This window comes from Ensifer sp. LC11 (genome assembly GCF_001695835.1).
Taxonomy (GTDB): domain Bacteria; phylum Pseudomonadota; class Alphaproteobacteria; order Rhizobiales; family Rhizobiaceae; genus Ensifer.
The window spans coordinates 132,434-157,260 of record NZ_MBSO01000001.1 but is presented as its reverse complement, the minus strand read 5'-3'; the positions used below and the strand labels follow the sequence as shown (position 1 = coordinate 157,260).

The window sequence follows — 24,827 nt, the reverse complement described above, 5'->3', positions numbered from 1 at the left end:
CCCGACAGATCGATGTCTGTCCAGGCGATGGTGCCGCCAAGTCCGGACTTTGGCAAGGTCTCGCCGGCGCATTCCAGCCAGAGCGCCAGTCGACCACTGGTTGACGGCCAGCCCTTCACACAGCGACATGCGCCGCCTCCGCCGGGAAAACCAGCGGTGGTGGAGGAACCGATCAACCCGATCCTCACGCCGGATGGCTGAAGCGGGCGACGCGCGCATCCTTCATCAGATTGCGGAAGTTCGGTCCGCTCATGTGCACCAGCGTCCTGTGGTCGCCGCCCTCGAAATAGACGTCGTTCACCTCGCCCAGGCTTTCATCCAGCAGCACTGGCACGTCATAGGCCGATCCAACGGGCGGCACCGCGCCGATATCGCAATCGGCAAAGAGCGAGCAAACCTCCTCTTCCGAAGCGAGCCCGAGGCGGCGGTCCATCACGTCCTGTAAGGTGGAAAGCTCAACCCGATGCGTGCTCGGAACCACGGCGAGCACGTAGCCCATCTCGTGGTGGACGACCACGGATTTGGCAAGCCTGCTGCCGGGCACGTGTGCTGCCCTTGCGGTCTGACTGGTGGTGGCCGTGCGGTGGTGGTCAACGGTGTCGTAGGCGACCCCCGCACCATCGATATAGTCTTGAAGTTTTCTGGCGATCGTCATCGTCGACACCCCTTCTGTCGTGGTGGCGCGGAGATTTCATTCTCCTCCCATCCATCGTGAAGTCAACGATGGACAAAGGCAGTCAGCTCGCCATCGGCAGCACGGGCAGGGCCTGGTCACGCGCCGACATCTGCGCGACCGGCAACGGCCAGGCGATGGCAAGTCTCGGATCGAGCGGGTTGAGCCCGCCCTCGGCCTCGGGTGCATAGGGCTTGTCGTGCAGATAGATCAGCTCGCAATCGTCTGCGAGCGTTTGAAATCCGTGGGCAAAACCGCCGGGGATCATCATCGAGCGACCGTTCCGTGCGCTCAGCACCTCGCCATGCCAGTGCAGATAGGTCGGGGATCCCGGCCGCATGTCGACCGCCACATCGAAAACGGCGCCGGCCAAACACGAGACGAACTTGGCCTCGTCGTGTGGCGCGCGCTGGAAGTGCAGACCGCGGATCGTGCCCGCCGCCTGCGTCATCGTGTGATTGATCTGCGCAACCGTGCCGCCCACGCCGAAATCGGCAAGCGCGTCACGACAGAAGAAGCGCGAAAAGAAGCCGCGATCGTCGCCCCTGCGTTGCCGCTCGACAACGGTAAGACCCGCTATAGGTGTAGAAATTCGATCGAATCGCGACATGGAACCTTCCGCCAGAACCAAGATCTACCCGTCTTTTCGCCCTTAAGAAACCGGCCTTGACCGTATTTGCAATTGCCGACATGAAAGCGTTCACAGGAAAGCGTTACGAATCGGTGAAACCGCCGTGGATCGCGATTCGCAACCGATGGCGCATCCGTAGATTGCATCAAGATAGGGTGTCAGGCAGCAATGACAGTAGCAGACGATCGTCTCGCATTCGAAGCCCACAAGACGGAAATGGCGCTTGCGCTCGGCAGGGATCAAGCCGCTTTCCAGCAAGCGCACGAAACCTTGGTAACGCTCGACAAGTACGACTACTCCTATCTCTGGTCCTTCATGGGCGTGCCGATCATCCAGATGCCTGCCGATGTCATGGCGACCCAGGAAGTCATCTGGAACACCAAGCCTGATATCATCATCGAGACGGGCGTGGCGCGTGGCGGCTCCGTGATCTTCATGGCCGCGATGCTGCAACTGATCGGCAAGGGCAAGGTCATCGGCGTCGACATCGACATCCGCGCCCACAACCGCGACTCCATCGAAAAGCATCCGATGTCCTCGCGCATCACGCTGATCGAGGGCCCCTCGACATCGGCTGAAACGATGGCGAAGGTGAAGGCCGAGATCCCCGAAGGCGCTTCGGTCATGGTGGTGCTCGACAGCGACCACAGCCGCGACCACGTGCTTGACGAGCTGCGCACCTACGGCCCGCTCGTCACAGAAGGGCAGTATATCGTCGTTGCCGATACGTTGCTCGGCTGGGGAGACGCATCGCAGACGCCGACCAAACGCTCGAAGGTCTGGCATCCGGGCGACGAGCCCTATGCCGCGCTCAATGCCTATCTCAAGGAAACGGATCACTTCGAAACCGACCCTGTGCTCAACGGCAAACTGGTGCTTTCCAGCTCCCCTGGAGGTTATCTGAAGTGCGTGCGCAAGTAGAAACCGGGAACATCGCCGTCACGCCAAAGGACGACGCTCGCCTGCGTGCCCTTTCCGATAGCGATCTTCCTCTTCTGTTTGCACTGCGCCGTGATCGGGACCTGCAATCGCTGTTGTTGACCGTGCCTGACGGAACGACTGATGCCGACCTTACGGCTTGGGTGGAGCGAAGAAAGAACCAGCCTTGTGAAACCTTTCTTGCGATAGAGGACACGGCGACCGCAAAGGCGGTTGGCTATGTTCAGGTGACCCAGATTCACCGCAGGAACGCAACCGGCTATGGCGGCATCGTACTTGCCGCACACGCGCGTGGGCGCGGGCTCGGCCGCTCGGCGCTCCGCCAGTTGATCGCGCTCGGCCGGGAAAAGCTTGGCCTGCGCAAGCTTCTCGCCGAGATCAGGGTGGATAACGACCTCTCCATGAAGCTTCATCTGTCGCTCGGATACCGCGTCGTCGGCAAGATGGAGAAACACTTCGCTGACGCCGGCGGGCAGCACCACGATGTCGCGCTGCTCGAGCTCCTGCTGGGTGAGGCCTGACATGACAGCCGTCGTCATCTCCCAGCCGATGCTCTTCCCCTGGCCGGGCTTCTTCGAGCAACTGATGCTCGCCGACGGCTATATCTACCTGGACGACGCGCAGTTTTCCAAAGGCAGCTTTACCAACCGCATTCAGCTCCTGAACGGCAACGACCGAAGCTGGATGACGATACCGCTTGCTGGCAAGGGTAGCTTTCACAAGATCCACGACCTTTCGGGCACCGGCGACAACTGGCGGGCAAGCCATCGCTCGCTGCTGCGCCAATCTCTGAGCGGCGCCCCGTATATCGACGATGCGCTGGCGATCTTCGACGAGGTCTATGCCACGGAAACCGTCTGCGATCTGCTGATCGCCAGCATCGAGGCCCCTGCCCGCTACATGGGCATCGGCGCCAATCGCATTGTCCAGCGCTCCAGTGAAATGTCGGTCGACGGAACGTCGTGGCAGCGGGTGCTCGACCTGGTGCTGCGGGCGGGAGGAACGCGCTACCTGACCGGGCACGGCGCGGCCAACTACCTCGATCACCAGGCATTCGAAGCCGCCGGCGTCCACGTCGAGTACATGAGCTACAGTTGCACGCCGTGGCCCCAGCCCCGCGAAACCTTCACACCCTATGTTTCCGTCCTGGACCTCATAGCACGCACCGGTCCCGATGCGCGCAAGCATTTGTTACCGAAGACTATTTCGTGGCGGGAATTCCTGAAGGAGGAAGCAAGCGTATCATGAAGAACGGCACCATCATTTCCGAAAGCGCGCGCCAGGAATTCGAAACCAAGGGCTACCACGTCGTGCCCGGCTTCTACGACATCCAGTCGGAGGTTGCGCCGATCCAGGAAGGCATACGTCAGACCCTCGAACTGATCTGCAAGAAGTATGGCGTCGACGCGCCGACAGGCACGGCGCACGAAGCGATGACGATCGCCTATCGCAAGCTGATCGCCGTCAACCGCTCCTGGGGTGGCGAGGTCTATGATGCGGTCAAGCAGATCCCCGCCTTCATGCGGCTCGTCAGCTCGGCCGCCAACGACGAGGTCTTCAAGGCGCTTCGGCCCGGCAGCATCCCCGGCATCGCTGCCGGCGGCTACGGCATGCGTATCGACAATCCCGGCGAAGAGAAGTTCCGCGCGCAGTGGCATCAGGAATTCCCCTCGCAATTGCGCAGCATCGACGGCATCGTCTTCTGGACGCCACTGCTGCCGGTCACCGCAGACATGGGTCCCGTCCAGATTGCGGAAGGTTCGCAAGCCGAAGGGCTCGTGCCGGTCTATGAGGACGACGCCGGCGCCGGAAAAACCGGCGCCTATGCGCTGCATCTCCACAGGGGCGAGGAGCGGCTGGCGCGCTACAAGCATGTCGCACCGCTGAGCAAGCCCGGCGACCTGATCCTTATGGACTTCCTGACCTTGCATCAATCCGGTCACAACGTCTCGCAGACCCCACGCTGGAGCATCCAGTTCCGCTACTTCAACTTCGCCGAACCGGTCGGTATCCGCATCGGCTGGAAGGGCTCGTTCGCCGCAGGCGTGAAGTTCGCCGAGGTTCTGCCGGAACTGGTCGCGCCGCAGGGAGAACCGGCATGACGACCTGCCGTGTGTGCGGCGACCACATTGGTGCCCCGACCTACGACGTGCCGGCGCCGGCGCTGACATCGATGATGACGCTGCTCGACGTGCCGACACGCGTCTTCGTGTGCGCAGCCTGCGGCCATGCCCAGAGTGACGACATTCCCGATATCCAGGCCTTTTACGACACGGGCTACCGGATCTCGCTCACCAGCGAGAACCATGACCAGATCTTCGCGGTGGCGAGTGATGGGACGATTACCTACCGCACCGACCATCAGGCTGCACTGGCGCTTCGGTTGCTGGATCTGCCTGAGGGCGCCTCGATCCTCGACTACGGTGCAGCCAAGGCTGTTACGCTGCGCAAGATGACCGCGGCCCGCAGCGACCTGAGGCCTCACGTCTTCGACGTCAGCTCCGACTATGTATCTGCCTGGCAGGGGTGGGTGCCCAAGCAAGCACAAGCGGTCTACGCGGCGCCCGAAGCCTGGCGGGCGACCTTCGACGCTGTCATGAGCCACTTCGTCATCGAGCACGTGGCAGACCCGGTCGCGTTCATGCGCGACGTGCGCGAGCTTCTGCGGCCGGACGGAACGTTCCTGTTTTCGATCCCCGATGTTGCCGGCAATCCGGGCGACATGGCCGTGGTCGATCACCTCAACCACTTCAGTGAGGCGTCGATTGCTCAAGCACTGGCAAGCGCTGGCTTCCAGTTGCAGGTCATCGACAAGGCTTCGTTCCCCGGTGCATTTTTCGTCGTGGCAAGGCGCGCGGAAGCGCTTGCAGAAGCGTCCGCGCCCTCGGCTGCGGCAGCCGGCGCCGCCAAGGAGGCCCGCGACATTTGCGCCTTCTGGGACCAGGCATCCGAAAAGCTCAACGATGGCGCCGAGCGTTACGCCAAGCGCAAGGTCGCAATCTATGGCGCCGGTTTCTACGGAAGCTGGATCTATGGTCGCATCGGCGAGGCCGTCGATGTCGTGGCGTTCCTGGATCGCAACGAAAACATGAAGGGCGCCACGCACTTCGGCATCCCCGTTCTTTCGCCTGAGGAGCTGCCAGAGGAAGCCGAAGCCCTGTTCATCGGCCTCAATCCTTTGAAGGCCCGCGCCGCCATCGCCGCACAACCGTGGCTGCAACGGGCGGGACTCGACCACGTCTGGCTCTGACGCGGGTCGATCACAACAAGCGGTAGCGGGAGAAGGAAGCCCTGTGCTTTGCCTCTCCCGCTCTAACATTCGCGGCTTCCGACCAACGTCCCAGTCTTTACGAACGGCGTCCCTATGAAACCCCGCATTCTCTACACCAAGCCCTCGATCACAGAACGCGAAGTCGCCTATGCAACGGACGCCGCGGCAAATGGCTGGGGGGAGCGCTGCTACGACTACATCAACCGCTTCGAGGCCGCGTTTGCCGCGCATCTCGGCGTCACACATGCGATCTCGACATCGAGCTGCACCGGCGCGCTGCATATGGGCCTTGCCGCTCTCGGGGTCGGACCGGGCGACGAAGTGATCCTGGCGGACACCAACTGGACGGCGTCGGCCGCCCCGATCGTTCACCTCGGGGCAAGACCGGTTTTCGTTGACGTTCTTGCCGACAGCTGGTGCATCGACCCGGAAAAGGCCGAAGCTGCGATCACGCCAAGGACGAAGGCGATCATCGCCGTCCACATCTACGGCAACCTTTGCGACATGGACCAGCTGCTCGAAATCGGCGCGCGGCACAACATCCCGGTCGTCGAGGACGCCGCCGAGGCACTCGGCTCGGAATGGCGCGGCCGCAAGGCCGGCGCTCTCGGTGCCTTCGGCGCCTTTTCCTTCCATGGCACCAAGACCGTGACGACAGGTGAAGGCGGCATGTTCGTCACCAGCAACAGCACGCTTTATGAAAAGGTCCTGACGCTTTCCAATCACGGCCGCGCCCGCGGACAGAAAAAGCAGTTCTGGCCTGACGAAATCGGCTTCAAATACAAGATGTCGAACCTGCAGGCTGCCGTCGGTCTGGCGCAGATCGAGCGCGTCGGCGAACTGGTCGAGCGCAAGCGCGAGATTTTCTATGCCTATCGGGAGCAGCTCGCAGGCGTGAACGCCGTCGCCATGAACCCGGAGCCGGAGGGAACGAAGAACGGCTTCTGGATGCCGACGGTCGTCTTCGCTCCGGAAACCGGCGTGACGCGGGAGACGCTTCAGGAGGCATTCTCGGCCGAAAACATCGACGCCCGCGTCTTCTTCTGGCCCTTAAGCTCGCTGCCCCCCTTCGAGGAGGTTGCGGCCAACACCACCGCCTATGATCTTCCCGGAAGGGCGATCAATCTGCCGAGCTATCACGACATGACGGCCGACGAGATCGGCCGCGTGGTAGAGGTCCTGCGCGGCTGCCTCGCCGCCTGAGTTCGACCAAACGGAGACCACCTCCGCGCAAGGTCACTCGGATATTAGGACTTTGAAATGCGCCGAGCCAGCGTCGGCGCAAACACGAGGCGGTCGCATGAAAATCGTCATTCTCGCGGGTGGCTACGGCACACGCATCTCCGAGGAGAGCCATCTCCGGCCAAAACCGATGATCGAAATCGGCGGGCGGCCGATCCTGTGGCACATCATGAAGATCTACAGCCACTACGGCTTCTCGGATTTCGTGATCTGCCTCGGCTACCGCGGCTACATGATCAAGGAATACTTCGCCAACTACGTGCTGCACTCCTCCGACGTCACCTATTGCATGGCGACCGGGGAAACGCTGTTTCATTCGAACAAGGCCGAGCCCTGGCGCGTAACGCTCGTGGACACCGGCACGGACAGCATGACCGGCGGACGTCTGAAGCGCGTGGCCGATCATCTCGGCGACACGTTCTGCCTCACCTACGGCGACGGCGTTGCCGACATCAACATCAAGGCGCTGACCGATTTCCATCGCCATCATGGCCGTCAGGCGACGGTGACCAGCGTCATCCCGCCGGGTCGTTATGGCGCCCTTGCCGTCAGCGACGGGCGCGTGAGAAGCTTCATCGAGAAACCGGCCGGCGACAACGGCCACATCAATGGCGGCTTCTTCGTCCTGAACCGGTCGGTGCTTGACCGCATCGAAGGCGATCACACGCCGTTCGAAGCGGAGCCGTTGGAAGGACTGGCCGCAGAGGGCCAGCTGATGGCCTTCGAACATGCGGGCTTCTGGCGGCCGATGGATACGCTGCGCGACAAGAACCAGCTCGAAGACCTCTGGCAAAGCGGCGCGGCACCCTGGAAAGTCTGGGCATGAGCCGGCTTGCAAACCCGTCCTTCTGGGCCGGTAAGCGGGTTCTGTTGACGGGCCATACCGGCTTCAAGGGAAGCTGGGCCCGCCTCTGGCTCACGCAGATGGGAGCCCTTGTTACCGGTTACGCCCTGCCACCGGCAGCAGAACCTTCCCTGTATGCGCTGCTCGGATCGGGCGAAGCCGCAGGCGAACATCTCTGCGACATCCGCAGCGGCGATGCGCTTGCCGCGGCCTTCCGCCAGTGCGACCCGGAGATCATTCTCCACATGGCGGCCCAGCCGCTGGTGCGCGAGAGTTACCGGACGCCGGCCGAAACCTTCGACATTAACGTCATGGGAACGGTGCGCCTGCTTGACGCAGCACGTGCAGCGCCCGCTCTCAAGGCGATCGTCGTCGTCACCACCGACAAGGTCTATCGCAACGACGAAAGCGGCAGGCACTTTCCGGAAGACGCAGTACTCGGCGGCCACGACCCCTATTCCGGTTCGAAGGCGGCCTGTGAACTGGTCGTTTCGACCTGGCGGGATTCGTTCCTGCACGAACGCGGTGTCCAGATGGCAACCGCGCGCGGCGGCAACGTGCTCGGCGGCGGAGATTTCTCGGTTGACCGACTGGTTCCCGACATCGTGCGCGCGGCGCAGTCGGGCAAAACCCTTGATATCCGCAGCCCGATGGCAACGCGGCCGTGGCAACACGTGCTCGATTGTCTCAATGGCTACTTCGTCTTTGCCGAAGCGCTTCACGCCGGCGAAACCAACGTCAGCGCCCTGAACTTCGGCCCCTCCCCGACCGAGCGGCAGATCCCCGTCCAGGACGTGGCCAGGGCCATTCAGACCGCCATGGGCCTGCCGACCGAGTGGCGTGACACCTCATCCGAACAGCAGCCGCGCGAGATGATGACGCTCGGCCTCGACCCGGCGCTCGCCGCGAGGACGCTGTCCTGGAGCGCCCGCCTTTCGCAGGACGAGGCGATCGACTGGGCCGCGCGCTGGTATGACGGCTGGCGCCGCGGCACCGATGCCCGTGACCTGACACTCAGCCAAATCGACGCATTCATGAGAGGCTAAAGACTTCGATGTCCCACAATTGCCGTTTCTGCTCGACCCCGCTCAAGACCGTCGTCGCCGACTTGGGCTCGACCCCCTGGTCGAATTCGTTTCTCGAGCCGACCGAAGAGGCGATCGCCCGTGAGCGCTCGTTTCCGCTGAAAGCGATGGTCTGCTCGGAATGCCTGCTGGTGCAGACGACAGAGAACGTGCCAGCGGACGAAATCTTCACCGACGGTTACGCCTACCTCTCCTCGTTTTCGACCAGCTGGCTTGAACATGCCCGCCGCTATGCCGACAGCGTGACCGAACGGTTTGGGCTGAACAGCGGCTCGCAGGTCGTCGAGATTGCCTCCAACGACGGCTATCTGCTGCAATACTTCGTCGGCAAGGGCATTCCAGTGCTCGGCGTCGAGCCTGCCGCCAATGCGGCGCGCCTCGCCGAGGAACGCAAGGTTCCGACCGAGGTCGCCTTCTTCGGGCGGGAGACCGCGACGGAACTCGTCAAGCGCGGCATCCGCGCCGACCTGACGGCCGCCAACAACGTGCTCGCCCATGTGCCTGACATCGCCGACTTCGTGGGCGGCTTTGCCATTCTCTTGAAGCCCGATGGCGTGGCGACGTTCGAATTCCCGCATTTTCTGCGCCTGATGGAGGGCGTGCAGTTCGATACGATCTACCACGAACACTATTCCTATCTGTCGCTGGCGGCCGTCGAGCGCATCTTCGAAAGTTGCGGCCTGAAGGTCTTCGACGTCGAGGAATTGCCGACGCATGGCGGCTCGCTGCGCGTCTATGCCCAGCTGGCATCCGGCGTGCGGGAGACCACGCTGCAACTTGAAACCATCCGGGCAACAGAGGCGCTTGCCGGCCTGATGCGCATGGAAACCTATTTGGCATTCGACGACCGCATCGCCGCCGTGTGCAAGGATTTTACGAACTTCCTGGCAAGCGCCAAGGCCGAGGGAAAGACCGTGGCCGCCTATGGCGCCGCCGCGAAAGGCAACACCTTCCTCAATGTCTGCGGGCTGTCGCCAAGCGAAATCGCCTTTGCGGTCGATCGTAATGACCTGAAGCAAGGCAAGCTCTTGCCCGGAACCCATATTCCGGTGCATGCGCCGGCGCTGATCGAAGACGTAAGACCCGACTATCTCGTCATTCTGCCTTGGAACCTGAAGGCCGAAATCGTCGCCGACAATGCCGCGATCCGCGACTGGGGTGGCCGCTTCGTCGTCGCCATACCGGAGCTCAAGGTCTTCTGAGCGCGATCCGGAGAAGCAGTTCTATTCCGGCGTGAACCCGGCGATGGAAGACTATGTTGGACGACGTCGCAACTACATCTTCTCGCCGGAGGCGCGTCCCGTGATCAAGGACACGGGACGAAAGTGGCGCGAACAGCGACGCATTCAGAGGGTGATCACCGGCGCCACCTCCTTCTGGCGGGAAAGCGCCTGAGGAGCCGTCCGTCGGCACGGCACATTTCACGAGGGGCAGGCAAGCGGGAGCGATCCCGCTTGCCGTCATCCGTCACGCCGTCGCGGCGGCGTCCTTGCGCTGGAAGCCCTTGCTTGCGACCATCAGGCTGCGCGTATAGTCCTCGCCGATGTTCCCGGCAACGAGATCCGCGGAGGACAGGCGTTCGACGACGCGTCCACCCTGCATCACCGCCAGCCGGTCGCACATATGGGTGACGACGCCGAGATCGTGGCTGACCATGATGAAGGTCAGCTTGTGGTCGCGTCTGACCTGCTCCAGGAGGTTCAGGACTTCCGCCTGCACCGAAGCGTCGAGCGCCGATGTCGGCTCGTCGAGGAGCAGGATTGAGGGCTCCAGGATCAGCGCCCGGGCAATGGCGATACGCTGGCGCTGCCCGCCGGAAAGCTGATGCGGATAGCGGAAGCGGAATCCCGATCCGAGACCGACTTCGTCGAGCGCCCTTAGAATGCGGCGCTCGCCATCGGCCACGCCATGGATCGCCAGCGGTTCCAGCAATTGCCGGTCGATCGTCTGGCGCGGGTGCAGCGAGCCGTAGGGATCCTGGAACACCATCTGCACGGCGCGGTAGAAGGCCTTGTCGCGCTTGGCGCCTTTGAGCACCCGGTCGTGGACACGGATGGCGCCCGCGGACATCGGCGCAAGACCGGCGATTGCCCGAAGCAGCGTCGACTTGCCCGATCCGGATTCGCCGACAAGCCCGAAGGATTCGCCCGGTGCAATCTCGACGCTGACGTCGTTCAACGCCTTGAACTCGTCATAGGTGACGGAAAGGTTGGATACGGAAACGGCTGATGTCATTGAGCCCACTCCGGTTTGCGGTCGAGAACCGGCAGGGGATGACGATTGGAGCCGATCGCCGGCATACAGTTCAGCAATCCTTGCGTATAGGGATGCTTGGCATTGGCGAGTTCGGACGCCGCCAGCTCCTCGACGATCTTGCCGGCATACATGACGATGACCCGGTCGCAGAAGGACGAGACCAGGCGCAGATCGTGCGAGACGAAGATCAGGCCCATGCCGCGCTCGGCCACCAGCTTGTCGAGGATACCAAGCACTTCGAGCTGTACCGTGACATCAAGCGCCGAGGTCGGCTCGTCGGCGATCAGCAGCTCGGGGCCAGCAACCAGCATCATTGCGATCATCGCACGCTGGCCCATACCGCCCGAGACTTCGTGCGGATAAAGATCGTAAACGCGCTTCGGATCGCGGATCTGCACCGCCACGAGCATGTCGAGTGCCCTCTCCCGGGCTTCCGCGCGGCCGACATTCTCGTGGCGCTTCAGCGTCTCGACGATCTGCCGGCCGATGCTCATGACCGGGTTCAGCGAGTACTTCGGGTCCTGCAGGATCATCGCAATGCGCTTACCCCTGAGATCCCTTCGCACTTTCGGCGAGGCGGACAGGAGATCAATGCCGTCGAAGGCCAGCCTGTTTGCCGTTACCTGCGCGTGGCCGGGCGTAAGCCCCATGATCGCGCGACCGGTCTGCGACTTGCCCGAGCCGCTTTCGCCGACGATGCCGAGCCGTTCGCGACCGAGCGTGAAGGAGACGCCGCGCACCGCCTCGACGAGGCCGGTGCGCGTCGGGAACGAGACCTTGAGGTTTTCGACTGTCAGAAGCGCACTCATTGACCGCTCTCCCGGGGATCGAGCGCATCGCGCAGGCCGTCGCCGAGCAGATTGAAGCCGAGGCTGACGATCAGGATCGCGACGCCGGGCATGGTTGCCACCCACCACTGATCAAGGATGAAGCGGCGGCCAGACGCAATCATCGCGCCCCACTCCGGCAGCGGCGGCTGGGCGCCGAGACCAAGGAAGCCCAGGCCCGCGGCCGTCAGGATGATGCCGGCCATGTCGAGCGTGACACGCACGATCAGCGACGACATGCACATCGGCATCACATGGCGGAAAACGATGCGGATCGGCGACGCCCCCATGAGCTGCACGGCAGCGATATAGTCGGAGTTGCGCACCGTCAGCGTTTCGGCGCGCGCGATGCGCGCATAGGGCGGCCAGGAGGTGATGGCGATCGCAAGAACGGCGTTTTCGATGCCCGGCCCGAGTGCTGCGACGAAGGCGAGCGCCAGCACCAGCTTCGGAAAGGCAAGGAAAATGTCGGTGATGCGCATCAGCACGGCGTCGACCCAGCCGCCGGCATAACCGGCGACAGCGCCGACGATCAGGCCGACGGGCGCTGCAATGACCGCAACCAGCAAAACGACGGCAAGCGTCAAGCGCGAGCCATGGATCAGCCGCGCGAGGATGTCGCGGCCGAGATCATCCGTTCCGAGCAGGTAGCCGGGGCTCCCCGGCGGCAGCAACCGGGCGTTGGCGAGATCACCGATATAGGGCGAATGCGGTGCCAGGAAATCGGCGAAGGCTGCAACGAAGACCAGCGCCAAGAGGATGATAAGGCCGAGAACGGCCAGTTTATTGGCGGCAAAACGCTGCCAGGTCATGTAGGCGCGGCCAAGGCGGGCCTGGGTGCGCGACTGCGGGCGATCGGACAGCAACCACTCGCGGCGCGTCATCGGACGTGTCTGGGTAACGGTGCTCATCGCTGGCGCGTCCTCGGGTCGAGTGTCCGGTAGAGAAGGTCGGACAGGAGATTGATGCCGATGAAGACCGAGCCGATGACGATGGTGCCACCGAGGACGGCGTTCATGTCGGCATTCTGCAGCGAGTTGGTGATGTAGAGGCCAAGGCCCGGCCAGGCGAAGACGGTTTCCGTCAGCACCGAGCCTTCAAGCAGTCCGGCATAGGAAAGCGCAATCACGGTCACGAGCGGCACCGCCGCGTTTCGAAGCGCATGTCCCCAGATGATCCGGGTCTCGGACAAGCCCTTGGCGCGCGCTGCGACGATGTACTCCTGCTGCAGCTCGTTGAGCATGAAGCTGCGCGTCATGCGGCTGATATAGGCGAGCGAGAAATAACCGAGCAGCGACGCCGGCAGGATGATGTGACGGAAGACGTCCCAAAGCACATCCCATTGCCGCTGCCAGAGCGCGTCGAACAGGTAGAAACCGGTGATCGGCGTGAACGTGTATTCGAAGACGATATCGATACGGCCTGGATAGGCGACCCATTTCAGCCGCGCGTAGAAGACGAGCAGCGACAGCAGCGCCAGCCAGAAGATCGGCACGGAATAGCCGACAAGGCCGATGACGCGGACGATCTGGTCGGCGATGCTGCCGCGCTTGACGGCGGCAAGCACACCGAGCGGCACGCCGAAGATGGCGCCGATCAGAGTGCCGAGCGTCGCAAGCTCCATGGTCGCCGGAAACACGCGGCGAATGTCGTTCATGACGGGATTGGTCGTCAGAACCGAGACGCCGAAGTCGCCCGTCAGCGCCTGTCGCACATAGATGAAGAATTGTTGATACAGGGGCAGGTTCAGCCCCATCGCCTCACGCGTCCTTTCGACGACATGCGTCGGCGCCCGGTCGCCGAGAACGGCCAGAACCGGATCGATCGGGACCACCCGCCCGATGAAGAAGGTGACGGCCAGCAGGCCGAGATAGGTCGTGACGACAACGATGAAAAAGCGCAGCACGGCTGCCGCGATCTTGCCGGGACGGGCGCGTTTGCGCCCGTCCACGGTCCCTGTTCCGCTCATGCTCAAGGGAACGATCCTTTCGGTTTATTCCTTCGAGACCGCTTATTCTTTTGTGATACCGGCGACGAAGTTGGTGTCGAAGCTCGGGCCGAGCTTCAGGCCCTTGACGTTGCCGCGGTAGCCGGCGACTTCGGTCTGCTGGAAGATGATGACGAACGGGCTTTCGCCAAGCACCGTCTTCTGCAGCTCCTTGTAGGTCTCCGCACGCTTGGCGCTGTCACGCTCGAGCAGGGCGTCCTTGGTCTTCTTCGTCAGCTCCGGAACGTCCCAGGCGTTACGCCAGGCAAGTGTCTTGTTCTTGCCTTCGTCGGAATTGTCAGGGTTGCTGGTGAAGGTTTCGGCGTTGGAGTTCGGATCGAAATAGTCCATGCCCCACTGACCGATATACATGTCGTGGTTACGGGCACGGTACTTCGTCAGCGTCTGCTTGCCGTCGCCCGGGATGATTTCGAGCTTCACGCCGGCCTGGCCGAGCGTCTGCTGGAAGGATTCGGCAATGCCGGTAACCGGCTGGTTGTTGCGAACGTCCATGGTCACGGTGAAGCCGTCAGCGAGACCGGCCTTGGCCAGCAGTTCCTTCGCCTTGGCGACATCGAGCTTGTAGGGGTTCTCGTCGAGGGCACCGAGCACGCCCTTCGGCAGGAAGCTCTGGTGGATTTCGCCGATGCCCTTGATGATCGTCGAGCCGAGTGCATTGTAGTCGACCAGATACTTGAAGGCTTCGCGCACTTCGGGCTTTGCGAGGTTCGCATTCTTCTGGTTGAGGCTGATGTAGTAGACGGTGCCCTTTGCCGCGTTCGTCGTGCCGAGATCGGCATTCTTCGAAACGGCGTCGAGATCGCCCGGCTCCAGGTTACGCGCCACGTCGATATCGCCGGCTTCGAGCGCCAGGCGCTGGCCGGAGCTTTCCTTCATGTGGCGGTAGATGACGCGGGCAAGCTTGGCCTGTTCGCCATAGTAGTTGTCATTGCGCTCGAGAACGATGACTTCGTTGGCGCGCCATTCGCGCAGCTTGAACGGACCGGAGCCGGCATAGCCGGTCTTCAGCCATTCGTTGCCGAAGTCGTTATCGTACTTGTAGTCGTCGGTCGGCGTGACCGGCTTGACATTGTCGAGCACCAGCTTCTTGTCGAGCACGGCGGCAACCGTCGCCGTCAGGCAGTTCAAGACGAAGCTCGGAGCATAGGGTTGGTCAACGGTGAAGACGAAGGTCTGCTCGTCCGTGGCCTTGGCCTTTTCCGTTACGTTGTCGCCGTTGAGGCCGAACTGGGTGAGGATGAAGGCCGGGCTCTTGTCGAGCTTCACGGCGCGCTCGAACGACCAGGCGACGTCCTCAGCGGTCACCGGATTGCCGGAGGCAAACTTCAGGCCGGACTTGAGCTTGAAGGTGTAGGTCAGACCATCATCCGACACGGTCCAGCTGTCGGCGAGATCGCCAATGACCTTGGTCGTGTCGTTGATGTCGAGGCGCACCAGCATGCTGTAGGTGTTGCCGGTGATTTCCGCAGCGGTCAGCTCGAAGGCTTCGCCCGGATCCATGGAAATAACGTCGTCGATGGCAAAGGCTTCGACCAGCGTGTCCTTCGGCGTTTCGGCGAAGGACGGTGCGGTCGCGGCCATCACCATGGCCAACGCCGCCGAAGCGGTCAGAAGACGAAGACGTCCGTTGAGCTTGTGCATCATTTTTTGCAGTTCCCTCGTTTGCGCCCTTTTGGGCCCTTCTTCATGGTTCAGGCGGCCTCGTGCCAAGCCTGTCCCAGAACTCTCCACCAGTTCTCCCGGCATATCTTTGCCAGTTCGGCGTCACCATATCCGGCACCCCTGAGTGCCGCAACGAGCACCTGGTTACCCGCCGCGTCGGCAATCTCCTCAGGGATCGTCGCCCCGTCGAAATCCGAGCCGAGCCCGACGCAATCGATGCCCATGCGCTCAACCAGATAATCGATATGGCGAACCATGTCGGAAAGTGGCGTTGCGGCATTCTCCTGGCCATCGGCGCGCAGCATCGTCGTTGCATAGTTGAGCCCGACGAGACCCTTGCTTTCCCTGACGGCGTCGAGCTGCCTGTCGGTCAGGTTGCGCGCGACCGGCGTCAGCGCATGCGCGTTCGAGTGGCTCGCCACCAACGGCTGGTCCGTGGTCTTTGCCACGTCCCAGAAGCCTTTTTCGGTGATGTGGGCGAGATCGATGAGGATGCCCAGGCGATTGCAGGCGCGCACCAGCTCGAAGCCCGCCTCGGTCAGTCCCGGCGCCGTGTCCGGCGATTTCGGATAGGAGAACGGCACACCGTGACCAAAAACGTTGTGGCGGCTCCAGACCGGCCCGAGCGAGCGCAGGCCGGCCGCATAGAAGGTCTCGAGCGCCGAAAGATCAGCACCGATCGCCTCGCAGCCTTCCATGTGGAGCACCGAGGCGAAGACGCCTTTCTCGACTGCCCTGCGGATCTCGGCGGTCGACCGGCAGAGCTTCCAGGCCCCTGCCCGGTCGAGGCGCACGGCGATATCGGCGAGTTCGATGGCGATCGCCAGCGACGGCAGGTGTTCGAGCGGCGCCGAAAGCGGCGTTTCATAGTGCCCGTTCTCGTTCGGCGGCTGCAGGATCAGATCGCCCGAGGGCACGTAGATCGCCGAGAGGCCGCCGACAAGACCGCCCGTCTTGGCCCGCGGCGCGTCGATGTGACCCTGGTCAATACCGTCGACGAATTCACGCACGGGATCAGAGCCCTTCCGGGCGTTCTGCCACAGGCGCAGAAGCACGTCGTTATGGCCATCGAATACCGCCTGCATTCCTGAATTTCCTTCATCATTTCAGGGAGATCGGATGCGTCATTTTTCGGTCGCATCCAAGGAGAAGTTGTGGCGATGCTATTGAAAGCCCAAAGCCTTTTCAATGAATATAAGGGGGTTTTACCCAGTCCTGCCTGTAGCGAAATGTTGCATGATTGTCGCATCCGCGATGGCAAAAGCCGGCGGATCGCCACCGTGACGCCAGCCGAGGGGTGAAAAGCTGGCATTTCTGATGCAAGGAGAATGGGTCGGGCCCAATGGGCGGGCCGTCGCGCCGCATGATGCGGCATTGGGAGGTTGGTTGCTGCGTCCGTTTTCTATCGCAGGCCCGAAGGGGCATTGGAGCCGTATCGTCGCGACACTTCTTCTGGCGGTAACGCTTGCGGCCTGCGCCGGCCGTCCCGTCGGTGTGCTCGTCCCCTCCGGTACGACCAGCGGCGCCTCCAAGGTCGACCTCATGGTCGCAACGACCCGCGCGCCGTCGGCGGAACCAGGCGTGCTTTTCAGCGGCGAGCGGTCGGACGAGCTTTCGCTGACCGAAATTGCTGTTTCCATTCCGCCGGAAAAGAACCGCCAGGTCGGCCAGGTCCAATGGCCGAAGAAGCTCCCCGCCAATCCGGAGCGCGATTTCTCCACCGTCAGCGTCACGCCGCTGCATGAGGGCAACGACGTCCAGAGCTGGCTCAAGGGCCACCTGCCGAAGACCCGGCGCGTTCTGATCTTCGTTCACGGCTTCAACAACCGTTACGAGGACGCCGTATACCGCTTTGCCCAGATCGTCCACGACAGCGGCACGGACGTTGCCCCCGTCATCTTCACCTGGCCCTCGCGCGCGAGCATCTTCGATTACAATTACGACAAAGAGAGCACCAACTATTCGCGCGACGCGCTGGAGGAGCTGCTGAGGCGCGCCTCGAGCAACCCTGCGGTTGGCGAAATCACCGTCATGGCCCATTCCATGGGATCGTGGCTGACGGTCGAGGCCCTGCGCCAGATGGCGATCCGCGATGGGCGCATCGCCCCCAAGATCACCGACGTCATCCTCGCCTCGCCCGATCTCGACGTCGACGTCTTTGGCCAGCAGATCCGCGCCATGGGCGAAAAACGCCCGAAGTTCACGCTGTTCGTGTCGCGCGACGACCGGGCGCTGACGCTCTCCAGGCGCATTTCCGGCAATGTCGACCGCCTCGGGCAGATCGATCCGACGGCCGAACCCTACCGCACGCAACTGGAACAGGCCGGCATCAGCGTCATCGATCTGACGGCGCTGAAGGGCGGCGACAAGCTCAACCACGGCAAGTTCGCCGAAAGCCCGGAGGTCGTGCGCCTGCTCGGCAACCGCCTGATTGCCGGCCAGACCGTGACCGATTCCGATGTCGGTCTGGGTGAACGGCTCGGCGCCGTCACGCTTGGCGCCACGCAGACCGTCGGCAGTGCCGCAAGTCTGGCGGTATCGACGCCGATCATGATCTTTGACCCCAACACCCGCAAGAACTACGACGCACAGCTGCGCCGCCTGGGTCAATCGATGGAAAACACAGTCGGCTCGGCGGTGACGCCTTGGGCACCACCGCCGGAAGGTGGGAAAGCTGCTAAAAGCAACTCCCCCGACCGCCACTCTCGTTAAACCGGTAGCTCGCGCCGCTCGGCTTCCGTCACCATCGCGAGGTCCAGCACCTTCTGCAGGTTTGCCGCATGGCGGAAGCCCGGCTCCTCGGTCTTGCCCTCGCGCACAGCCGCCACGAAGCGCTCATAGTTCGTCGGCACGGTGCCGGCGTCGACATCACGCCAGGTGGCTGTCTCGACATCCGCGCCGAGGCAGGCACGCAGCGTCGAGCCATCGGGCGTGTGCACCACTTCGAGCGCGCCCTTGTCGCCGTGCAGCCTCAGCCGCAGCTCATTCAGATGCCCGGTTGCCCAACGGCTGGCGTGAACGACGCCCATGGCGCCATTGCCGAACTCCGCCGTCATGACGAAGCTGTCATTGGCATCAAGATCGTACTCGCCGATGCGGTTATCAGGCGCCTTGTCGAAGGTCTTCAGACGAGCGAAGACCCGCGACGGGTCGGTGCCGGCGCCGTAACCGGCGAAATCGAGGATATGGATGCCGACGTCGCCAAGCACGCCGTTCGAGCCGTGCTTGGTCGAAAGCCGCCACAGCCATTGCGATTCCGTTGCCCAGTCGCCCCAGGCCTTGGAGACAAGCCAGCTCTGCAGATAGGACGCCTCGAGATGGCGCAGTTTGCCGACATCGCCGGCAAGCACCATCGCCCGCGCCTTTTGCAGCGGCGCGACGTTGCGATAGGTGAGATTGACCATCGTCACCAGGCCGGAACGCTCGGCCGCGTCCGCCATCTCCGCCGCCTTGGCGTAGTTCTCCGCGAGCGGCTTTTCGCAAAGCACATGCTTGCCGGCGGCGATGAGAGCCAGCGTCGTCGGGTGATGCGCCTTGTCGGGCGTCACGTTCGTCGCCGCATCGAACTTGCCCCAGGCGATCGCCTCGTCAAGCGAGGTGAAGGTCTCGGCAATGCCGTGCTTGTCTGCAAAAGCGCGGGCGCGCTTCGGATCGACATCGACCGCGCCCACCATCTCGACGCCTTCGATCTTGGCAAAGGCCTGGGCATGGCTGTTCGCCATGCCGCCGGTTCCAACTACAAGAAGACGCATGGTTCTCACCTGTATCCTGCTTCGCCGGCCTGGTGCAGCCGGGGGCCACGCTCGACGATCGGCTCCAGCGCCTTTTCGACCGGCACATTCGGCGCATCATGGATCGCCGTATAGCGGTTGTCGGCGTTGTAGGCCCACTTCACCGAATTGCGCAGCACCTTCTGAACGTTGGCGTCATGATAGGTCGGGTAGGTCTCATGGCCGGGGCGGAAATAGAAGATGTTGCCCGCACCGCGGCGCCAGGTCAGGCCGGAGCGGAACACTTCACCGCCGGCAAACCAGGAGATGAACACGGTTTCGAGCGGCTCCGGCACCGAGAACTGCTCGCCGTACATCTCTTCGTTTTCGAGGACAAAATTCTCATCGAGTCCTTCGGCGATCGGATGGCGCGGATTGATCGCCCAGACACGTTCGCGCTCTCCGGCCTCGCGCCACTTCAGCGCGCAGGGCGTGCCCATCAGGCGCTTGAAGATCTTGGAGAAGTGGCCGGAATGCAGCACGATCAGGCCCATGCCTTCCCAGACACGCTTGGCGACCCGCTCGACGATCTCGTCGCTGACGGCGCCGTGGTCCTTGTGGCCCCACCACAGGAGCACGTCGGTATTGGCAAGACGCTCGACGCTAAGCCCGTGTTCTGGCTCCTGCAGCGTCGCCGTCGTCGCCTCGATTGCGCCTTCGGTGTTGAGCGCCGCCGCGATCGTGTTGTGCATCCCGTTCGGATAGATGCTGCGGACCACTTCGTTGGTCTGCTCGTGGATATTCTCGCCCCAAACAACTGTTCTGATAGGCACGTTCATTCTCCTTAGCGTTCGCCCTTGCGGGCATGTCGTCTTACGATTGATGGGGCCGCCATCAATGGCGACTCCGAAACTCAAAGTTTCTCGGTATTCAGGACTTATCAGGCCGCCCCTTTCATCAGCGCACGGCCAAGTGCCAGCCCCGACGCATCGAAGCGGTGAATGTTGTCACCGAGCGGCGAGATTTGTACCGTCTCGCCCGGCCGGTGAAGCGAGGTCCCGCCTTCCCGGACAATGACCGGTTCAGCAGCGCCGATATCGAGATAGATGTAGCTGTCGGATCCCAGCATTTCGGAATGCACCACCGTGCCCGACCATTTGCCATCGCCCGCTCTGATCTCCAGATGCTCGGCTCTGATGCCGATCGTGTGGGCATCATAGGGAGCAGCGAGTGCGCCGGTCAGAAAGTTCATCTTCGGCGAACCGATGAAGCCGGCGACGAAAACCGAGTTCGGGCTCTCGTAGAGCTCCAGCGGCGTACCGATCTGTTCGACCAGACCATCCCGTAGCACGCAAATGCGATCAGCCAGTGTCATCGCCTCGACCTGGTCATGCGTGACATAGATCATCGTCGTCTTGTGCATGCTGCGATGCAGTTTGGCGATCTCGATCCGGGTCGCGACACGCAGCGCTGCATCGAGATTGGAGAGCGGCTCGTCGAAGAGGAAAACCTTGGGATCGCGCACGATCGCCCGGCCGATCGCCACGCGCTGGCGCTGGCCGCCCGAGAGCTGGCGGGGCAGACGCTGAAGGTACGGCGTGAGTTGCAGCATCTCGGCCGCCGCCTCGACACGTTTCCTGCACTGCTCCTTGTCCTTGCCTGCAAGCTGCATGCCGAAGGACATGTTCTCGAAGACGGTCATGTGCGGGTAAAGTGCATAGGACTGGAACACCATCGCGATGCCGCGCTTGGACGGCGTCAACTGGTTGACCAGCTGCCCGTCGAAGGAAAGCGTGCCCGACGAGATGTCTTCAAGACCGGCGATCAGGCGCAGCAGCGTGGACTTGCCGCAACCGGACGGCCCGACGAAGACCATGAACTCGCCGGCACGGATATCCATGCTGACACCCTTGATGACCTCGAAGGCGCCGAAGGACTTGCGGACGTTGCGCAATTGAAGTTCTGCCATGTTTTCCTCCACAGATCACGATTGTTTCGGGTCTGGACCCGAAACAATAAACGTGATCGATTCCAAAAAGTTAGAGCGGGATGCGGGCGGAAAACCGCGTACACTTTTCCTCATCCCGCTCTATCCTTTGACGCCGCCGGCCGTGAGCCCGGAGATGATCCGTCGCTGAAAGATCAGGACGAGGATCACCAGCGGCACGGTGACGATGATCGATGCGGCCATGATGTTGCCCCACGGAATTTCGTGCTGGCTGCTGCCCGAAAGCATCGCGATTGCCACCGGCACGGTGCGCTGGCTGTCCGATGACGTGAAGGTCAGCGCGAACAGGAACTCGTTCCAGGCGGCGATGAAGGCGAGCAGCCCGGTCGTCACCAGCGCCGGCCACATCAGCGGCATGAAGACGCGGGTGATGATCACCCAGGGCGTGGCGCCATCGACGATCGCCGCTTCCTCGATCTCGACCGGCAGATCCCGCATGAAGGTGGTGAGCACCCAGACGGTGAAGGGCAGCGTGAAGATCATATAGGAAAAGATCAGCGCCAAGGGCGTGTTGAAGATGCCGACACTGCGGATCAGTTCGAACAGGCCGGCAAGCACGGCGATCTGCGGGAACATCGACACCGACAGGATCGTCAACAACAGCAGCCCGCGCCCGCGAAACCGCACGCGCGCCAGCGCATAAGCTGCAGTGACCGCAAGCAGCAGCGAGACGCAGACGACGATCGTCGCCACCATGAGCGAGTTCACAAGGTTGCGCAGGAAGGTGCTGCTCGAGACGATGCCCGCATAGTTCTCGAAGGAGATTTCAGTCGGCCAGTAGTCGACCCGGAAGAGTGCGGTTCCCGATTTGAAGCTCGTCAGCACCGCATAATAGAACGGGAAGACGGCCATAAGGATGATGGCGGCGACGAGGGCGTAGAACGCCGTGCGCCTGGCAAGAGTGGCGACCATCAGCGCTCTCCTCCCTCAAGATTGACCCGGCCGAACCACATGTAGGCGACGGTGATCGCCGCGATGATCAGGAACAGCATCGTCGAGGCGGTGGCGCCATAGGCGAACTTGTCGAAGTCGAACAGGTTCTCGCGCGCCAGCACCGACATCGTCTTGGTCTGGGCGTTGTTGGGTGTCAGCACGTAGATGAGGTCGAAGATGCGCAGTGCATCGAGCATGCGGAAGATCACCGCGACCATCAGCGCCGGCCGGATCAAGGGCAGCGTCAGCCGCCAGAAAACCTTCAGCGGATGCACGCCGTCGATCTTGGCCGCCTCATAGATATCGGAAGGTACCATCTGCAGCCCGGCGAGGATGAGCAGCGCCATGAACGGCGTCGTCTTCCAGACGTCGACGATCAGCACGGCGACCATCGCGGTCTCCGGATTGGCCGTCCAGGCGACCTTCTGGCTGATGAGGCCGAGGCCGAGCAAGAGGTCGTTGAGAATGCCGAACTGGTCGTTGAGCATCCAGGCCCACATCTTGGCGGAAACGATGGTCGGGATCGCCCAGGGGATGAGGATCGCCGCACGCACCAGCCCGCGGCCCGGAAAATTGGCGTTCAGCACCAGGGCAACGATCAGGCCGAGCACCGTCTCGATGGTGACGGAAAGGGCGGAAAACTTCAGCGTGTTCCAGACGGCGTTCCACCAGGCAGGATCGGCAAGCAGGCCGTTATAGACCGTGCGCCCGCTCTTCAGCGTTATCCAGGTAAAGTAGTTCTTGAAGCCGACGAACTCGGCACCCTCAAGGTTGGTCAGCGACGCATTGGTGAAACTGAAATAGACGGTGCGGATGAGCGGCCAGCCGGCAACGAGTGCCAGCACCAGCAAGGTCGGTGCGAGAAAGATCCAGGCGGATCGGATGCGCTCGGCGTTGAGATCGGAGCGGACCCTGCCGCCGCTCTCGAGTGCGGAAGGCTCCGCGAGGGAAAGATCGGTCATGTCTATACTCACCCTAGCCATTCGGCACATGGCCGAGCGGTTGAGAGGAACGGCGCCGCAAAGGCAATTCCGGGAAGTCTGAAACGGTATTCCGCCGGGAATTGCCTGCCTTCAAGGAGTGTGCCGTCGGCGGTGGCTCGGTGGAGCGAGGGAAGGCCCGGAGGCACTCCCTTCGCCCCCGGGAGGATCACCAGCTGTCGCCTTTCATGTCCGTGAGTTCGATTTCGAGCAGTTCGAGATTTTCCGCCGCCGTGCCGTTGCCGGACAAGGAGTTGTGAACCGCATTCCAGAACTTGGCCGAAACCTCGTTGTACTTGACCTTGGTGACGGCCGACGGACGCGGCACGGCGCTTTCGAAGATCGGTTTCCAGGCCGGCATGAACGGCTGAGCCTTGGCCACCTCCGCATCATCGTAGAGCCCGGCAACCGTCGGAAGCTGAGAGAGTTGGATCGCTCTTTGCTTCTGCACCTCAGGCGAGGCGAGGAACTTGGCAAGGGCGATTGCCGCTTGCTGGTCGTCGGAATACTTGGAGACGGCAAGATTCCAGCCGCCGAGCGTCGAGGACGGTTGATCGCCGTCGGTTGCCGTCGGCAGTGGTGCTACGGCGAACTTGCCCTTGACCGCGCTGTCATCGCCATTGCCGAGCGCATAGGCATAGGGCCAGTTGCGCATGAAGACGGCATTGCCGGTCTGCCAGACGCCGCGCGATTCCTCTTCCTGGTAGGCGAGCACGCCTTGCGGCGAAATTGTGCCGATCCAACCCTTGATCCGGTCGATGGCTGCGGCCGCCTTGTCGTTGTTGATCGAGATCTCGCCATCGGGCTCGACGATCTGGCCACCACCCGAAGATTTGACCCATTCGAGCGCATTGCAGGTCAATCCTTCATAGGCGTTGCCCTGGAAGACAAAGCCCCAGAGATCAGCCTGGCCGGCGGCACGCTCCTTGTCCTGGATCTCCTTGGCGGTCGCCGCAAGCTCGTCCCAGGTCTTCGGTGGCGCCTTGCCGTATTTTTCCAAGAGATCCTTGCGATAGAATAGCGCCGGGGCATCGGTAAAGATCGGCAGCGCCACGAGGCGGCCGTTAACCGTCTGCGAGGCGATGATCGACGGGAAGTGCTGACCCGCAACGTCCTTGGCTGCTTCCGTCAGGTCTACGAACTGGTCGGCAAGCTGCGGCGCCCAGACGACGTCGGTCTGGTAGACATCAACGTCCTTGTTTCCGGCGGCAAGCCAAAGGCGGTACTGGCTGAACTGCTCGCTGCTCGACGGCGGCATGGTGACCAGGCTCACCTTGTGCCCCGTCTGCTTCTCGAAAATGTCGAGCTGCTCGCGGATGAAATTGACGTTCTTGCCCGTCGTGTTGGCTGCGAGCGAAAGCTCGGCAGCACTGGCCGTTCCGGCTGCAACGATCGCGGCACAAAAGCTCAAGGCACTGAGCGTGGTTTTCATGGTTGGGCTCCTCCTTCTCCCCTCGACCGTTCGATTGCTCCTCCGCAAATTCGAAAACGGTTTGGCTGAGAAAAAGTTGGCAGAAGACGGAAAAACTGTCAATCCACATGACTGAAAAAGTGATCTAGCGCCAAATAGACGCGTGAACCTATTATATTTCAACAGCTTAAATAAACTAGGTGACCCGCAAGCCTCAATAGGGAAGACCCATAAAATCGAAGGGGATTTGGCAAAATTTAAAACGGTTTGGTCGTTTGCCTCTGAAAAATGAGGTGGTGTGCGATGCTGACAAACCGATTGTGAGCACGAGAGAAGGTGTATATTTC

25 protein-coding genes are annotated in these 24,827 nt (G+C 62.2%); 11 read left to right on the top strand and 14 right to left on the bottom strand.

The genetic code is table 11. From position 1 onward, the window contains the following. Window positions 1-184: 184 nt before the first annotated feature. Together BBX50_RS00785 and BBX50_RS00780 are read right to left on the bottom strand one after the other, a co-directional pair. Window positions 185-655: an aminoacyl-tRNA deacylase gene (locus tag BBX50_RS00785; RefSeq protein WP_065773463.1), complete on the bottom strand. Its 471-nt coding sequence runs from the start codon at window positions 653-655 to the stop codon at window positions 185-187. Window positions 656-737: 82 nt separating this feature from the next. Then, on the bottom strand, window positions 738-1,283 hold the full coding sequence (locus tag BBX50_RS00780) for a dTDP-4-dehydrorhamnose 3,5-epimerase family protein (protein WP_065773409.1): 546 nt from the start codon (window positions 1,281-1,283) through the stop codon (window positions 738-740). Window positions 1,284-1,472: 189 nt separating this feature from the next. Between BBX50_RS00780 and BBX50_RS00775 the strand changes: the two genes are divergently transcribed. The 10 genes from BBX50_RS00775 (at window position 1,473) to BBX50_RS30195 (ending at window position 10,080) form a co-directional block, all read left to right on the top strand. Beyond that, complete coding sequence (locus BBX50_RS00775) at window positions 1,473-2,225, top strand: CmcI family methyltransferase (RefSeq protein ID WP_065773408.1); 753 nt, start codon at window positions 1,473-1,475, stop codon at window positions 2,223-2,225. Next, window positions 2,210-2,764 (top strand): GNAT family N-acetyltransferase, encoded by a 555-nt coding sequence (locus tag BBX50_RS00770; protein WP_244513086.1) that lies wholly within the window; start codon window positions 2,210-2,212, stop codon window positions 2,762-2,764. The genes BBX50_RS00775 and BBX50_RS00770 overlap by 16 nt, the downstream gene beginning before the upstream one ends. Window position 2,765: 1 nt before the next feature. Then, a complete protein-coding gene (locus BBX50_RS00765; RefSeq protein ID WP_065773407.1) occupies window positions 2,766-3,491 on the top strand; it encodes a WbqC family protein in 726 nt (241 codons plus the stop codon). Further along, entirely contained in the window at window positions 3,488-4,345 is an 858-nt protein-coding gene (locus BBX50_RS00760) for a phytanoyl-CoA dioxygenase family protein (protein ID WP_065773406.1), read from the top strand. Before BBX50_RS00765 ends, BBX50_RS00760 begins: the two co-directional genes overlap by 4 nt. Next, entirely contained in the window at window positions 4,342-5,493 is a 1,152-nt protein-coding gene (locus BBX50_RS00755; RefSeq protein ID WP_065773405.1) for a class I SAM-dependent methyltransferase, read from the top strand. Before BBX50_RS00760 ends, BBX50_RS00755 begins: the two co-directional genes overlap by 4 nt. 114 nt (window positions 5,494-5,607) lie before the next feature. Then, entirely contained in the window at window positions 5,608-6,717 is a 1,110-nt protein-coding gene (locus BBX50_RS00750) for a DegT/DnrJ/EryC1/StrS family aminotransferase (protein ID WP_065773404.1), read from the top strand. A 97-nt stretch (window positions 6,718-6,814) separates the two neighbouring features. After that, window positions 6,815-7,582 carry a glucose-1-phosphate cytidylyltransferase gene (gene rfbF, locus BBX50_RS00745; RefSeq protein ID WP_065773403.1) on the top strand — a complete coding sequence of 256 codons (768 nt, stop codon included), beginning with the start codon at window positions 6,815-6,817 and terminating at the stop codon, window positions 7,580-7,582. Then, window positions 7,579-8,646 carry a CDP-glucose 4,6-dehydratase gene (rfbG, locus tag BBX50_RS00740; protein ID WP_065773402.1) on the top strand — a complete coding sequence of 356 codons (1,068 nt, stop codon included), beginning with the start codon at window positions 7,579-7,581 and terminating at the stop codon, window positions 8,644-8,646. Before rfbF ends, rfbG begins: the two co-directional genes overlap by 4 nt. 8 nt (window positions 8,647-8,654) lie before the next feature. Beyond that, entirely contained in the window at window positions 8,655-9,887 is a 1,233-nt protein-coding gene (locus tag BBX50_RS00735; RefSeq protein WP_065773401.1) for a class I SAM-dependent methyltransferase, read from the top strand. Between the two features lie 43 nt (window positions 9,888-9,930). Continuing rightward, window positions 9,931-10,080, top strand: coding sequence for a hypothetical protein (locus BBX50_RS30195; protein WP_161490839.1), 150 nt, complete (start codon window positions 9,931-9,933; stop codon window positions 10,078-10,080). A 72-nt stretch (window positions 10,081-10,152) separates the two neighbouring features. On the opposite strand, the gene BBX50_RS00730 is transcribed toward BBX50_RS30195, so the two are convergent. Genes BBX50_RS00730 through BBX50_RS00705 form a run of 6 tightly spaced genes read right to left on the bottom strand, consistent with a single transcriptional unit; the run spans window position 10,153 to window position 16,523 of the window. Continuing rightward, window positions 10,153-10,920: an ABC transporter ATP-binding protein gene (locus tag BBX50_RS00730; RefSeq protein ID WP_065773400.1), complete on the bottom strand. Its 768-nt coding sequence runs from the start codon at window positions 10,918-10,920 to the stop codon at window positions 10,153-10,155. Next, complete coding sequence (locus tag BBX50_RS00725; protein WP_065773399.1) at window positions 10,917-11,750, bottom strand: ABC transporter ATP-binding protein; 834 nt, start codon at window positions 11,748-11,750, stop codon at window positions 10,917-10,919. The genes BBX50_RS00730 and BBX50_RS00725 overlap by 4 nt, the downstream gene beginning before the upstream one ends. Further along, a complete protein-coding gene (locus tag BBX50_RS00720; RefSeq protein WP_065773398.1) occupies window positions 11,747-12,679 on the bottom strand; it encodes an ABC transporter permease in 933 nt (310 codons plus the stop codon). Before BBX50_RS00720 ends, BBX50_RS00725 begins: the two co-directional genes overlap by 4 nt. Further along, a complete protein-coding gene (locus BBX50_RS00715; protein ID WP_065773397.1) occupies window positions 12,676-13,737 on the bottom strand; it encodes an ABC transporter permease in 1,062 nt (353 codons plus the stop codon). Before BBX50_RS00715 ends, BBX50_RS00720 begins: the two co-directional genes overlap by 4 nt. 42 nt (window positions 13,738-13,779) lie before the next feature. Continuing rightward, complete coding sequence (locus BBX50_RS00710) at window positions 13,780-15,420, bottom strand: ABC transporter substrate-binding protein (RefSeq protein WP_065773396.1); 1,641 nt, start codon at window positions 15,418-15,420, stop codon at window positions 13,780-13,782. Between the two features lie 47 nt (window positions 15,421-15,467). Further along, window positions 15,468-16,523 carry a dipeptidase gene (locus BBX50_RS00705; protein WP_065773395.1) on the bottom strand — a complete coding sequence of 352 codons (1,056 nt, stop codon included), beginning with the start codon at window positions 16,521-16,523 and terminating at the stop codon, window positions 15,468-15,470. A gap of 301 nt (window positions 16,524-16,824) precedes the next feature. On the opposite strand from BBX50_RS00705, the gene BBX50_RS00700 reads away from it, so the two are divergent. Next, window positions 16,825-18,150 (top strand): alpha/beta hydrolase, encoded by a 1,326-nt coding sequence (locus BBX50_RS00700; protein ID WP_244513085.1) that lies wholly within the window; start codon window positions 16,825-16,827, stop codon window positions 18,148-18,150. Here the strand turns inward: BBX50_RS00700 and BBX50_RS00695 are convergent. The 6 genes from BBX50_RS00695 to BBX50_RS00670 form a co-directional block, all read right to left on the bottom strand. Then, entirely contained in the window at window positions 18,147-19,190 is a 1,044-nt protein-coding gene (locus tag BBX50_RS00695; RefSeq protein WP_065773394.1) for a Gfo/Idh/MocA family oxidoreductase, read from the bottom strand. The genes BBX50_RS00700 and BBX50_RS00695 overlap by 4 nt on opposite strands. A gap of 5 nt (window positions 19,191-19,195) precedes the next feature. Further along, the gene (locus BBX50_RS00690; protein WP_065773461.1) at window positions 19,196-19,981 is read right to left on the bottom strand and encodes a ThuA domain-containing protein; all 786 of its coding nucleotides are present in this window, start codon (window positions 19,979-19,981) and stop codon (window positions 19,196-19,198) included. Between the two features lie 107 nt (window positions 19,982-20,088). Beyond that, window positions 20,089-21,117 carry an ABC transporter ATP-binding protein gene (locus BBX50_RS00685; RefSeq protein WP_065773393.1) on the bottom strand — a complete coding sequence of 343 codons (1,029 nt, stop codon included), beginning with the start codon at window positions 21,115-21,117 and terminating at the stop codon, window positions 20,089-20,091. A 120-nt stretch (window positions 21,118-21,237) separates the two neighbouring features. Further along, window positions 21,238-22,068, bottom strand: coding sequence for a carbohydrate ABC transporter permease (locus BBX50_RS00680; protein ID WP_065773392.1), 831 nt, complete (start codon window positions 22,066-22,068; stop codon window positions 21,238-21,240). After that, entirely contained in the window at window positions 22,068-23,051 is a 984-nt protein-coding gene (locus BBX50_RS00675; RefSeq protein WP_065773391.1) for a sugar ABC transporter permease, read from the bottom strand. The genes BBX50_RS00680 and BBX50_RS00675 overlap by 1 nt, the downstream gene beginning before the upstream one ends. Before the next feature lie 187 nt (window positions 23,052-23,238). After that, window positions 23,239-24,501, bottom strand: a complete 1,263-nt coding sequence (locus BBX50_RS00670; RefSeq protein WP_065773390.1) for an ABC transporter substrate-binding protein — start codon at window positions 24,499-24,501, stop codon at window positions 23,239-23,241. Window positions 24,502-24,827 lie beyond the last annotated feature (326 nt).